The organism is Anabaena lutea FACHB-196 (assembly GCF_014698305.1).
GTDB classification, from domain to species: domain Bacteria; phylum Cyanobacteriota; class Cyanobacteriia; order Cyanobacteriales; family Nostocaceae; genus Anabaena; species Anabaena lutea.
Genome location: NZ_JACJST010000004.1, coordinates 68,506 through 81,331 on the forward strand (window position 1 = coordinate 68,506; position 12,826 = coordinate 81,331).

Sequence of the window (12,826 nt, forward strand, 5' to 3'; positions counted from 1 at the left end):
GTCCATCTGTCCTATGATTTTTCAAGTTAGTACTATTCAAAATAGTAGACTGGCAAAAAATAACAGTTATAGGTATCATTTTATATTCCTATTTTTTAGATAAAATCTTGATAAATCTCTTAGAACTATACGTTAAGTTAGTGGGATTAGTCCTAGTAGGAGTCATCCTAGGACGCAAATTACCTGATACATTTCCTACTCGTTTAGGTCAGTTTCTGTTTTGGATAGGAGTACCGATCAGCATTATTGCTTTTTTACGCCAAACAGATTTATCGGGACAGATTTGGATTGCACCAGTTATAGCTCACGTAGCTATCTTACTAGGGGCATTTTTAGCTTGGTTAGGGATTAAAGGTCAAGCCTATTTGACAAAATCTCTCCCCCAGCCATCAACCCAAGGTAGTTTGATTCTAGCGGCTATGGTAGGTAACACTGGTTATCTGGGCTTTCCCATCACCTTAGCAATGGTAGGCAAGGAATACTTCGCCTGGGCATTATTCTACGATTTATTGGGGTCACTCTTCGGAGCTTATGGTTTGGGTGTATTACTAGCAGTCCGTTTTGGGAACACAATCCAAAATTATGGAAATTATGGACAGATGGCTAAAGTAATCTTAATCAATCCTGCCCTCTGGAGTTTTGGATTGGGGTTGCTATTTCGCCAAGTGTCAATTCCTACAGTGATGGAATTTGGCTTAGATAAATTAGCTTGGAGTGCTGTTGCTTTATCCTTGATTTTAATTGGGATGCGACTCTCACGGCTGAATTCTTGGTACAAACTACCTCAAGCTGGGAGCAGTTTATTCATCAAAATGCTTTTAGTTCCCCTGTTTTTGGGTAGCACTTTACCATTTTTTGGTATTACTGGTGGTGCAGCACAGGTAATTGTATTACAAATGGCTATGCCTCCAGCTTTTGCCACATTGGTATTAGCTGAAACCTTTGATCTAGATCGTGACTTGGCAGTGACTGCTTTAGCTATGGGCGCTATGGTATTGTTAGTTACTCTACCCGTTTGGTTGTGGTTGTTTTAATTGGAAATACCCCAATTGACATTGCAGAAGTAGATATAGCGATAGGCACTTGAATGAAGTACATCATAGCCCCTTCCTTGCGGTGAACCAGCCCTGTAGCCCGGATTTCCCACCGTAGGCGACTGGTGTGCCACTTTGTGGAGTTTTGCTAACGCGTAGGTGCCGGAGGCATTCATCCGAAGGAAGAAGGTGTTGGGGGTGGAGTTCTTGATATCTCACTCAACCGAGAACCACTATAAGTGCTGTCAAATTAATATAAACAATTCATTAATATTGGTAAAATAAAAACAAGTATGAAAACAAGTATCAAGGAATGGCAGTTACTAATTCATCTAGGGAGAAGTAAATTATGACCATCAATACAGATTTACAGTCTTTATATGAAATAGATGAAAATTTATGGTTAGAAGAAACCATTATTTTACTCAAAGAAAAGCGGTTTCAAGATTTAGATTTAAATAATCTAATAGAGGAGTTAGAGTCTTTGGGAAAAAGAGATAAAAATGCTGTTGCTAGTTTATTAGAACAAATAATTAGACATCTTTTATTATTACACTATTGGACAGAAGAATATGAAATGAATGGGAATCATTGGCAAACAGAGATTATTGGTTTTCGCAACCAACTTGAAAGATTATTAACCAATAATTTACAAAATTATCTCCACAGTGAATTAGAAAAAATTTATAGAAGTGCTTTAAAATATGTTAAGCAAAAAACTAGATTTAAAATTGATTTTCCTGAATATTCTCCTTATACTTTAGAACAACTTTTAGATGAAAATTATTTGTAAATATAGGAGAATGAATGTAGAGACATTTCCTATAACATCTCTACAAGATTTCTTGATAGCACTTAAAATCAGGTCTTATTGATTATGTAACTGCTAAATTTTGCTTTTCTGCCAATTCTTTAGGGGTTGTATGTTCATACATTTCAAAGGGTTGATGAATCCAGGGGTTATCGGGTAGATAATCAACATAGTAATAGGGAGTAATAACTGAACAGGCTTTATACCAAATAACGGCGGTGCGAATTTCTGCAATTGGGTACTGACTGTATTGTTGTAGCCAAGGAATAGTTTGTTGGAGAGTAATCCCAGAGTCTACTAAATCATCTACTAGCAGAATCCGGGAACCTAATGTGTCGGTAGTCATCGTTAAGTGAGGGGAAACTATTAAACCCCCCCTTTCTTGCTTACCAGCACCGCTGTAAGATGATGTCGCTAAAATTGCTAAAGGTTGATTGTATATCCGTGATAAAATATCACCCACTCGCAGTCCACCTCTAGCAAGACAGACAATTTGGTTAAATTGCCAACCTGATTGATAAATCTTGACAGCTAATTGTTCAATTTTATGGTGATAATCTGACCAAGAAACGTAAAGGTCTGACATAAGACTCTGGAAATTGTGTTAACTAATACTTCAAGTAAGCCAAGTTATTTATTTTAAAATAAGCGGGATTTATTATGAAAGATGCTGATGGTGATTTGCAAAAATCTCTAACAACTCAAAAATTAGATTTGAAAACTAAACTGGCTTATGGTGCTGGTGATTTAGGGCCAGCAATTACTTCCAATATTGCGATCTTTTTTCTGTTGGTGTTTTTTACTAATGTCGCTGGTATTCCCGCAGGTTTAGCTGGCAGTATTTTGATGATTGGCAAAATTTGGGATGCTGTCAATGATCCAATTGTGGGATGGTTGACTGACAAAACTAAATCTCGTCGCTGGGGTCGTCGCTTACCTTGGATTTTATATGGTGCAGTTCCGTTTGGGGTTTTCTTTTTCTTACAGTGGATTGTACCGCAGTTTAGTGCTGATCAAAGTAGTAATATTTGGCCATTGTTCTGGTATTACGTAGCAATTGGAGTTCTATCTCAGGCGTTTTTCACTGTTGTTAATTTGCCTTATACGGCAATGACACCTGAACTATCTCAAGATTACGATGAACGTACTAGCCTGAATAGCTTTCGCTTTACTTTTTCTATTAGTGGCAGTATTGTATCGCTGATTTTAGCGCAAATTGTTTTTTCTGTCATTGTCAATCCCCAACAACAATATCTAGTTTTAGCAGCTATTTGTACTGTTATTTCGGTTTTATCCTTATATTGGTGCGTTTACGGAACACGCGATCGCATTATGGCTTTTGAGGCTAAACGTATCCAACTTGAGGAACCACCAGAAATTCCTTTCATTGAACAGTTAAAAATAGTCTTTACTAATAAACCGTTTTTATTTGTGATCGCTATCTATCTTTTTTCTTGGTTAGGGGTACAAATCACAGCGAGTATAATTCCCTATTTTGTCATTTACTGTATGGGACTGAAAAATTCAGATGTTCCCACAGTTATGATTGCTGTACAAGCAACTGCGTTATTAATGCTATTCGTTTGGAGTAATTTAAGTAAAAAAATTGGTAAAAAAATTGTTTATTTTCTGGGAATGAGTATATGGATTATCGCCGCTGCTGGACTATTTTTCTTACAATCTAATCAAATTGGATTGATGTATATCATGGCAATTATGGCAGGTGTTGGTGTTTCTACAGCTTATCTAATTCCCTGGTCAATGATTCCTGATGTGATTGAGTTAGACGAATTGCAAACCGGACAAAGACGGGAAGGAATTTTCTATGGGTTTATGGTTTTATTGCAAAAGTTTGGTTTAGCTTTTGGGCTATTTATAGTCGGTAATGCTTTAGAAGCTTCTGGTTTTAAAGCAGCTTTAGTTGGACAAAGTACGCTTCCTATACAACCTGATTCAGCATTGTTTGCTATTCGGATTGCTGTGGGACCAATACCCACAATTTGTTTAATTATTGGTTTGATTTTAACGTTTTTCTATCCTATTACCCGCGAGATGCACACAGAAATAATGTTGAAGTTGCAAGAACGACGGGAGAAGATTGGTGATAAGTAATTTTACTAATAAAAAAGGATGAAGTTTATAATACCGCTTCACCCCATAACATCTAGATTTTAATGTCCCAACACCAAGTCTAAAGATAATCCTTCAATTTGTTTATTAACCCAAGGTTTGACATCATTTTCCTGAAGAATATCTGCTCCTAATTCCTGGTAAGTAGCGATATTTTTTTGATATGCTTTTTGAATCTGCTGATAGTTATGTTGTTCTACTTTTGGAGGCAGTACAAAAATTGCAATTGGAAAATTAGGTTTGCTATTTTTTACATCCGAAATCCGCCAACAAACTTCACCTTTTAAGCTATCAGGTACATCAACTTCAAAAGAGATCCCATGTGCTGCGAAGTAAGGTTTACCATTAGCAACAACGACATCAAATTTATTATTTGTGTGTTTACCACAAATTTCATGGTGTTTTAATAAGTCTCTGGATTTATCTCCAAATTTTTGCTTCAGTATTTCCCGTGTTTTAGACTTGATAAGTCTTGCAGATGCTTGACGGTCACGTGCCTTAAATTTAAGATTTGATTCTAGTTGTGGCTCACGCAAATAAGTATTAGCAATATCTTGTAGCAATTTATCCACAGTATTTAGTGAGCCGCGAGGTTCTGTGAACTGAATACTATTCATCCAGCCCTGTGCTATTTTTAAGAGTCTTTCTTGGTTGGATACTCCATTAAGCTTATCTCCTGGAAATAGAAGTCCTTCTTTAGCTCCATTTTCCATACGATGAGCAAAATCTTTCAGGAAACCAATTTCTTCCATACCAAAATGGCGTACTCGTTCCCAGTTCTTTACAAAGTGTATTTTGACGGCATTATTGTCAAAAGCAAGTACGCCAATATTAATCCGCTCATCTGCGATCGGATCAGGAACATACTGAATTACACTGTATCTACTAGCCATATCGCTTAACTTCCCTCAAATTTGGCTAAAGGGATTCCAGCAATTCTTGCTGACGTTTGATCAAGAACTCTAAAATTGCTATTCTCTCATCCATTGTAATCCTCCACTCGTCAGGAGGTCTAGCCACTGCTTGGATAATCTTTTCCTCTGGATCTAGTTCCAGTAATTCTGGTGAAATTTCAACTATTTGTGGCTCACCAACAGGCGCACCCATTGCTAAACCTAATCGTGCCACAATTTGATCATTGATAATTTGCCGACCAGCCTGCTGACCCTTCACAACATAGTTACAGTCGTCAATTCCCTTGGCTCTAACAGGACGAGCCGCAGAATTCCATCCACGTAGCAAGGTCGTTATAAGTACTGGTTCTTCTGGGTTTTTGAGTAATTCTTCTAAAGAAAGTTTCCATCTTGCTCTATCCTTTTCTATATTTATTTCGTTGTTCACATGATGGCTGTAAAATAAAAAAAATGACACTAATTTTATTGGTTAAGAATTGACAATACTTGATTTTCGTTACTTAAACAAGTGTCATATTGCTTTTATATTTTCTAATATCAATAATATTTCAGTGCAACATAGCCTAAAACTGAAGCACTCCAGCAATTAAACCACTACTGAAAATAACCATGCGGTGTTGATGCGATATCGAAGGGCTAAAACTACGCAGATAAGGGCGTTCTCTATCGCCTTTTTTAATGCCAGTATTTTCTAAATATCCTGGTTATTATAACGAAACATAAAGTTTATATTAAGAAGTATGAATATTCCTAATGCAAAACTAAATAATATTTTATTATGATACATATAAGAAACGTTAATATTGCAGTTTGCTGTTGTTGGGGATTAATTTTGACTTGAAAAATCAATTTTTTGAATAGGGGAACAGAGATCGATGAATAAATATTTAATGAAAACCATAGACTATCAAGAATGGAAGATTGAACTATATCAGTGGTTTGCCAAAAAAAGATTTGAAATCATCTGCTACAGCCCAACTGGTAACAAGCTAGATTATTCAAAAATATCTATGCGCTGTTGGTTCAATGAGGATTTTGCTATCGATGAAGCTAAGGAATTTATAGACTTCATTATTAGCCAACAAAATATAAATCCAATATCAGTATCAAAGTGGAATCCCTTTGAATTCGCTGAAACTCAACAAGTAGATTTATCAAAGTTGGCAGGTTAAAGTCAGCGGTTGGGATAAATTCTTTGTTTTTTGATCTGGCGTTTACATTAATTATTTAATGTATCCAGACAAATAAGCGCCCCAACCAATTAAACTACCACCTAATACGAGCCATACAGCATTAATGCGATAGCGCAGTACTAAAATTACTGAGATGAGAGCGATCGCACTAGCAATAAAATCCACATAAGGCGCTTGTTGTATTGTCAACGTCGCTACGCCTAATTGCAGCGTAGTCAGTACCATGAGCGCCACAGCACTGACATTGACAGAATCTAAAAAAGCCCTTGTCCAAGCAGAGGCACGTAAACGGGGAATCAAGGGGTTTAAAGCGGCAACGAACAAAAATGAAGGTAGAAAAATTCCCAAGGTAGCCACGATTGCACCAGGCATACCAGCGATGACATAACCAATAAAGGTAGCAGTAGAAAGAACAGGGCCAGGAGTAAATTGACCAATTGCGATCGCATCTAGTAACTGCTGTTGTGTCAACCAGCCATATTCTTCAACTAATCCACCTTGCAAAAAAGCTACTAATAAATAGCCGCCACCAAACAACACACTACCAACTTTCAGAAAAAACCAACCTAATTGCCACAAAGGCACAGATACAGCACTTACTGATGTCGCTTGCCAAGTTGCACCTATGGTTAAACCAGCAATTAATAAATTAGTCTGATTTCCAGGACTATTATTCTTGTTACCACCATGCAGCCAAAGCATACCTAAAAATCCGCCAATTAATAAAGCAATAATTTCATTGACTTTCCAGAAAAATGTCGCCGCCCCAACAATTACCGCAATTACTAATAATTTGCGTGTTTTCACGGCTTTTTTTGCCAAGCCCCAAATAGCATTCAGGATAATAGCTAAAACAGCCGGTTTAATCCCATAAAGTAAAGGTGCAACTTGGGGTAAAGTACCATAACTGACATAAATCCAGGCAAATATACCTGTAATTACCACCGCAGGTAAAATAAAACAAACACCCGCTACAATCAGCCCCAACCATCCTGCATAAATGTATCCAATATGAATCGCCATTTCTGTGGAATTGGGGCCGGGAATTAGGTTAGTTGCACCAAGCAAATCCAGAAAATGTTCTCGCGTCAGCCATTGACGACGCTTGACTACCTCATCTTCTATCATGGCAATATGGGCAACTGGTCCCCCAAAGCCAATAATGCCTAATTTTAAAAAGAGTTTAGCGACTTCACCCAAGCGACTTAATGGCAATTTATTCATGATTGGCTAGGCAATATTGTTTAACTGTACGAATGTAATCGCTATTTATAAGCTACTGTTGATAGGTTAAAATTAGGTATTTTATTGCATAAACACTAAAATACACTAATTTGATAGTTTTATAGTAGTATAAGAGTTACTCTTTCAGTAGTAGCCTTGATCCAATTTTACAAAAGTGGCTGTTAACGTTAATAGAGAACAGCTACTGTCCCTCAACAAAAATTTAGAGCTTTTATTGCTACCGTATATTCTTTTGTTGAAATACGGATAATACTTATAGTAATATAATGTACAAAATATACACAGAAAGTATGATTCTCTTGTGCTGATTTACCCTTCTTTAAAAAGCCTATTCTTTTACAGTAATTTATAGCCAGAGTTCTAAGAATTACAATCTGCATAGTAAAAATTTCTCGGAACCAATCAACTTGCTTTTTAAATTTGGCTGTGATATTTTCTACTTATGCTATATTCTCCGTAAATCCGGGCGACTTACTGGAGAATATAGCAAATTATATCACAGCAAAATGGCGGTAACCATGAGAGTACTAGAGTTTTCCTCTAGACTCTCCTTCTTCTATGTCTAATTTTGGGAAGTAACAAATGACTAAAGTATTTCTTCTGGATGCCAATCAACAACCATTATCTCCAGTACGTATTAGTCATGCTAGGATACTGTTGTCACAGGGTAAAGCTGCGGTTTTTAAGCGATATCCATTTACCATTATCCTCAAAGAATCCTTCAACAAAATCAAGTTGGAACAATTAAGTTTCAGGATTCACCCTGGTGGTAAAACTAAGTAATTCGTAATTCGTAATTCGTAATGCTTACGGTAGGCTACGCCAACGTAATTCGTGTACATATTACGTTTTTTAGTTGTTCTACTTATAAGATAGCACCCAAAAAATTTTCAACTATTCTGCTTAAATAATTGCCTATTTTTTTATATTTCCATTTTTGTAAGTTGGGATTTAGCCGTATCTGGGTAATCACTAAATACGCCATCTATACCTAAGCTAAAAAACATTTCATATTCTCCTTGAGGATTTTGTTTAAAGTCGAAAGGTAAGAAGAAATCCTCATTGCGGAATGTCCAAGCATGAACTTTCAAATTAGTTTGATGAGCATCATTTACTAACGATGTTGGAGATAGTAATTTACCATTGCTATCTTGGGGAACTACTAAATGTTTATTTACTCCTATCGCTTGTGCATATTTAGCAATTTCTATTAACTCTGTTGGATTTACTAAATCTTGATATGTGCGATGATCACCATTAACTACAAAATCATAAGGTTTGCCAGAATCATTAATTAATTGTACTAGAGGTAAATCTGTTTTTTTAGATAATTCTTGCAAATTACCAACTTCAAATGATTGAATAAATATAGGTAAATTAATTTTGTGTAAAGTTGTGAGTAACTTATCTTCTAATGGGAGACCAATTGATTTAAAGTAACTTGGATGTTTTGTTTCTGGGTAAATACCAATAATTCGACCAAGTTCTAAACTTTTAGCTTCGGCTAAATCAATGATGTCTTGTAGTGTGGGAATGCTAAATATTCCATCATAAACTGTATTTTGCGGACGCAGTTGGGGAATGCGCTCTTTAGCTTTCAAGGTTTTTAATTCTGCTAAAGTAAAATCTTCCGTAAACCAACCTGTTTTAATTTCACCATCAATAATTTTCGTGGTTTTCAGGTGAATAAATTCTGCATGAATAGCAATATCGGTAGTTTCTGAAATTTCATTTTCATGACGAGCAATTAAAATACCATCTTTGGTAATAACTAAATCTGGTTCAATATAATCAGCACCTAAATTAATTGCTAATTCATAAGCAGCTAAAGTATGTTCAGGACGATAGCCACTTGCACCCCGATGAGCAATAATAATAGGACGTTGGTTTGTGGATTTTTTAGCCATAGCCTGAATAATTGGTTTATTATATCTGTATTTTTACATACTTATCCACTTTCAGAAACCCAAAATATTACAATATTTTAAAGTAATATTTTTCCTAGGAAATAACTCTTTAAAATAAAGATACACTATACATAAGTGAAATTGGGGTTACAGCTATGACAAACAACAATAATATAGAAGTTGTCTTTAGCTTTGATACAACGGGTAGTATGTATCCTTGTCTAACTCAGGTACGGCGAAAAATTAAAAATACCGTTACCAGACTGATGGATGAATTACCTCTAATTAAGATTGGAATTATCGCTCATGGGGATTATTGCGATGCAGGCTCAACCTATGTGACTAAAACCTTTAACCTGTCTGGTGATGTGGATAAAATTTGTGATTTTGTCCAAAATGTAGAACCTACTGGTGGGGGAGATGCACCGGAATGTTATGAGTTAGTATTACATGAATCCCAATCGCTATCTTGGTCAAAATCAGCATCTAAATCACTAGTTTTGATTGGTGATGATATTCCCCATGCACCAGCACACAATCCTCAAAAGCTAAATTGGCGTAAAGAGGTAGATAAGTTAGCCGAATTGGGAATTTCAGTTTATGGAGTACAAGCTCTTAATCGCCCTCATGCGACACCTTTCTATCAAGAGTTAGCTGAAAAATCTGGTGGTTTTCATATTAATTTAGACCAATTTTCTTACATTACTGATTTGTTTTTAGCAGTTTGCTACCAGCAGTCATCTGATGAACAGTTACAAGCTTATGAGCAAGAAGTAATTAACCAAGGAAGGATGAGTCGTGGGTTAAATAAAATATTTGATACCATGATGCAGCGAGAGGGAACGTCTTATTATGAATCAACTGATTTAAGGGCGGTTGTTCCTGGAAGGTTCCAAGTTTTAGAGGTTGACCAAGATATTTCTATTAAAGCGTTTGTGTTGGAAAATGGGTTAACATTTAAAGTAGGGCGTGGTTTCTATGAATTCACGAAAACAGAAACTATCCAAGCGACTAAAGAAATTATCTTGATGGATAGGACAACAGGTGATTTATTTCAAGGTAGTGCTGCACGAGAAATGTTAGGTCTACCGATGGATGCGACAATTAGGATTAAACCGAGTAATCTAGAGAAGTATGTGGTGTTTGTTCAAAGTACGTCTGCTAATCGTAAGTTAATTGGTAAAACTAGGTTTTTATATGAAGTTGAAGACTGGGATCATTCATCGTAAGAATTCAGGAGTCAGGAGACGCTTCGCAGACCTTCGGTTCAGGAGTCAGGAGTCAAAATGCTTGTGACATCAGAAATAAAGAGAAGAGAGATTCGAGCAAAATCATCAAACTTGACTCGAAAAGCCTTATGATTCTGTAGGCGTAGCCGTGCCGCAGGCTATTCTGTATCCTTACGATTAATCTATAATTTTGCTAAAATCTTTCGTGGATTTTTAGCCTGCTTCTAGCAGGTTTTCTAGTGTTTAAATTCTATTTTCCAAGTATTATCTCGTAAATTTTATGATACCAACTCAAGTTGAAATAAAGCGTATAGAAGAGATACGAAGGTTATTACAACAAGCCAGTTATGCTTACTATGTTCTAGATGCACCAATTATGGAGGATACGGTCTATGATCGGTTTTATCGAGAACTGCAAGAATTAGAAACTCAGTATCCAGAATTAATTACTCCTGATAGTCCCACTCAGCGCGTGGGTGAGCGTCCTGCAACTCACTTTACCTCAGTCCGGCATAACATTCCTCTATATAGTTTGGAAAATGCTTTTAATGTTGAGGAGTTGCAGACTTGGGAGCAACGTTGGCGACGACATTTACCTCCCCAGCATTCTGTGGATGCGGTGGAATATGTGGCAGAATTGAAAATTGATGGTGCTGCTTTGGCGTTAACTTACGAAAATGGGGTTCTCGTCAGGGGTGTGAGTAGGGGTGATGGGGTGATGGGTGAAGATATTACCCAAAATGTGCGGACGATTCGCTCAATTCCCCTACGTTTGAATTTCGATGGTTTGGAAAATATTGAAAAGGTGGAAGTGCGTGGTGAGGTATTTTTACCTTTAGATGTATTTAAACAAATTAATGAGAAAAGACAAAAAGCAGGTGAACAAGTATTTGCTAATCCCCGTAATGCGGCGGCTGGTACACTTAGGCAATTAGATCCCCGGATTGTAGCACAGCGACAGTTAGATTTTTTTGCTTATACACTACACATTACGGGGCTGGATGATTCTAGTATTGCTAATACGCAGTGGGAAGCTTTAGAGTTGTTGCAAAAAATGGGTTTTCGGGTTGATGCCAATCATAAGCTGTGCAATAAATTAGAGGAAGTGGCTGATTATTATCAGTACTGGGATACGGAACGGCTGAATTCAGCTTATATGACTGATGGGGTGGTGGTAAAGCTGAATTCGTTTAGGTTGCAAGAACAGTTGGGTTTTACGCAGAAATGTCCCCGCTGGGCGATCGCACTCAAGTATGCAGCAGAAGAAGCTCCAACCCGTGTGGAAAATATTATGGTGAACGTGGGAAGAACGGGAGCATTAACTCCTTTGGCGGAAATGTTGCCTGTACAATTAGCAGGGACTACTGTTTCTAGAGCTACTTTACATAATAGCGATCGCATTACCCAATTAGATATCCGCATCGGTGATACTGTCATTGTTCGCAAAGCTGGGGAAATTATCCCGGAAGTGGTGCGGGTAATTAAAGAACTGCGTCCCGCTGATACTCAACCTTTTATGATGCCTACCCATTGTCCCGTCTGTGGTCAACCGGTGGTGCGAGAATCGGGGGAAGCGGTGACAAGATGTGTAAATGCTTCCTGTGCAGCAATTCTCAAAGGTGAGATTGAACATTGGGTGAGTCGTGACGCTTTGGATATTAAAGGTGTAGGTGAAAAGTTGGTACATCAACTAGTGGATAAAAAGTTGGTGTCTTCTGTTGGCGATTTATATAACTTGACAGCAGAACAATTATGTGGATTAGAAAGAATGGGTCAAAAGTCAGCGGAAAAATTGGTGAGTGCGATCGCACAATCAAAAAATAAACCTTGGTCACGAGTATTATATGGTTTAGGCATCCGTCACGTTGGTAGCGTTAACGCCCAATTATTAACAGAGAAATTCACCACCGTAGAAGAATTAGCAGCAGCGAGACAATCAGATATTGAAGGTGTTTATGGTATCGGTGCAGAAATTGCCCAATCAGTTTATCAATGGTTCCGCACCCCTGCAAATCAAACTTTAATTTCTCGTCTTCAAGCATTAGAGTTACAATTAGCTACCACTGAGCAGCCCAAAGCACCTGGAGAAGGTAATCCCAAGTTGGCGGGTAAGACTTTTGTGGTTACAGGTACATTACCAACCTTAAAGCGTGATGAAGCCAAAGCATTGATTCAAAAAGCTGGTGGTAAAGTAACTGACTCAGTGAGCAAAAAAACAGACTTTTTGGTTGTGGGTGAAGATGCTGGTTCCAAGTTAGAAAAAGCGCAAATATTAGGAATTACTCAATTAAGTGAAGCACAATTGCTGGAAATAATTCGTAATTCGTAATTCGTAATTCGTAATTCGTAAACAGAGAACAGGG

12 protein-coding genes are annotated in these 12,826 nt (G+C 37.3%); 7 read left to right on the forward strand and 5 right to left on the reverse strand.

From position 1 onward, the window contains the following. Positions 1–107 precede the first annotated feature (107 nt). Positions 108–1,034, forward strand: coding sequence for an AEC family transporter (locus tag H6G59_RS06050; RefSeq protein ID WP_190712436.1), 927 nt, complete (start codon positions 108–110; stop codon positions 1,032–1,034). 349 nt (positions 1,035–1,383) lie between these two features. Beyond that, positions 1,384–1,827, forward strand: a complete 444-nt coding sequence (locus H6G59_RS06055) for a DUF29 domain-containing protein (protein ID WP_190712438.1) — start codon at positions 1,384–1,386, stop codon at positions 1,825–1,827. Between the two features lie 82 nt (positions 1,828–1,909). Here H6G59_RS06055 and H6G59_RS06060 read toward each other — a convergent pair whose 3' ends face one another. Continuing rightward, positions 1,910–2,431: a phosphoribosyltransferase gene (locus H6G59_RS06060; RefSeq protein WP_190712440.1), complete on the reverse strand. Its 522-nt coding sequence runs from the start codon at positions 2,429–2,431 to the stop codon at positions 1,910–1,912. Between the two features lie 74 nt (positions 2,432–2,505). On the opposite strand from H6G59_RS06060, the gene H6G59_RS06065 reads away from it, so the two are divergent. After that, positions 2,506–3,957, forward strand: a complete 1,452-nt coding sequence (locus H6G59_RS06065; protein WP_190712442.1) for an MFS transporter — start codon at positions 2,506–2,508, stop codon at positions 3,955–3,957. Positions 3,958–4,016: 59 nt separating this feature from the next. Here H6G59_RS06065 and H6G59_RS27250 read toward each other — a convergent pair whose 3' ends face one another. Both H6G59_RS27250 and H6G59_RS06075 read right to left on the reverse strand, forming a co-directional pair. After that, complete coding sequence (locus tag H6G59_RS27250) at positions 4,017–4,868, reverse strand: DUF3037 domain-containing protein (RefSeq protein ID WP_190712444.1); 852 nt, start codon at positions 4,866–4,868, stop codon at positions 4,017–4,019. A gap of 25 nt (positions 4,869–4,893) precedes the next feature. Next, a complete protein-coding gene (locus tag H6G59_RS06075) occupies positions 4,894–5,346 on the reverse strand; it encodes a HipA family kinase (protein WP_190712446.1) in 453 nt (150 codons plus the stop codon). 418 nt (positions 5,347–5,764) lie between these two features. On the opposite strand from H6G59_RS06075, the gene H6G59_RS06080 reads away from it, so the two are divergent. After that, a complete protein-coding gene (locus H6G59_RS06080) occupies positions 5,765–6,061 on the forward strand; it encodes a hypothetical protein (protein ID WP_190712448.1) in 297 nt (98 codons plus the stop codon). Between the two features lie 51 nt (positions 6,062–6,112). Here the strand turns inward: H6G59_RS06080 and chrA are convergent, their stop codons facing one another. Then, positions 6,113–7,306: a chromate efflux transporter gene (chrA, locus tag H6G59_RS06085; protein ID WP_190712450.1), complete on the reverse strand. Its 1,194-nt coding sequence runs from the start codon at positions 7,304–7,306 to the stop codon at positions 6,113–6,115. A 603-nt stretch (positions 7,307–7,909) separates the two neighbouring features. Here chrA and H6G59_RS06090 point away from each other — a divergent pair. Beyond that, positions 7,910–8,110: an RRXRR domain-containing protein gene (locus H6G59_RS06090; RefSeq protein WP_190712452.1), complete on the forward strand. Its 201-nt coding sequence runs from the start codon at positions 7,910–7,912 to the stop codon at positions 8,108–8,110. Positions 8,111–8,250: 140 nt separating this feature from the next. Here the strand turns inward: H6G59_RS06090 and H6G59_RS06095 are convergent, their stop codons facing one another. After that, positions 8,251–9,234: a glycerophosphodiester phosphodiesterase gene (locus H6G59_RS06095; RefSeq protein ID WP_190712454.1), complete on the reverse strand. Its 984-nt coding sequence runs from the start codon at positions 9,232–9,234 to the stop codon at positions 8,251–8,253. A gap of 155 nt (positions 9,235–9,389) precedes the next feature. On the opposite strand from H6G59_RS06095, the gene H6G59_RS06100 reads away from it, so the two are divergent. After that, positions 9,390–10,463 carry a vWA domain-containing protein gene (locus H6G59_RS06100; RefSeq protein ID WP_190712456.1) on the forward strand — a complete coding sequence of 358 codons (1,074 nt, stop codon included), beginning with the start codon at positions 9,390–9,392 and terminating at the stop codon, positions 10,461–10,463. A gap of 280 nt (positions 10,464–10,743) precedes the next feature. Further along, entirely contained in the window at positions 10,744–12,792 is a 2,049-nt protein-coding gene (gene ligA / locus H6G59_RS06105) for an NAD-dependent DNA ligase LigA (RefSeq protein WP_190712458.1), read from the forward strand. The last annotated feature ends 34 nt before the right edge of the window (positions 12,793–12,826 follow it).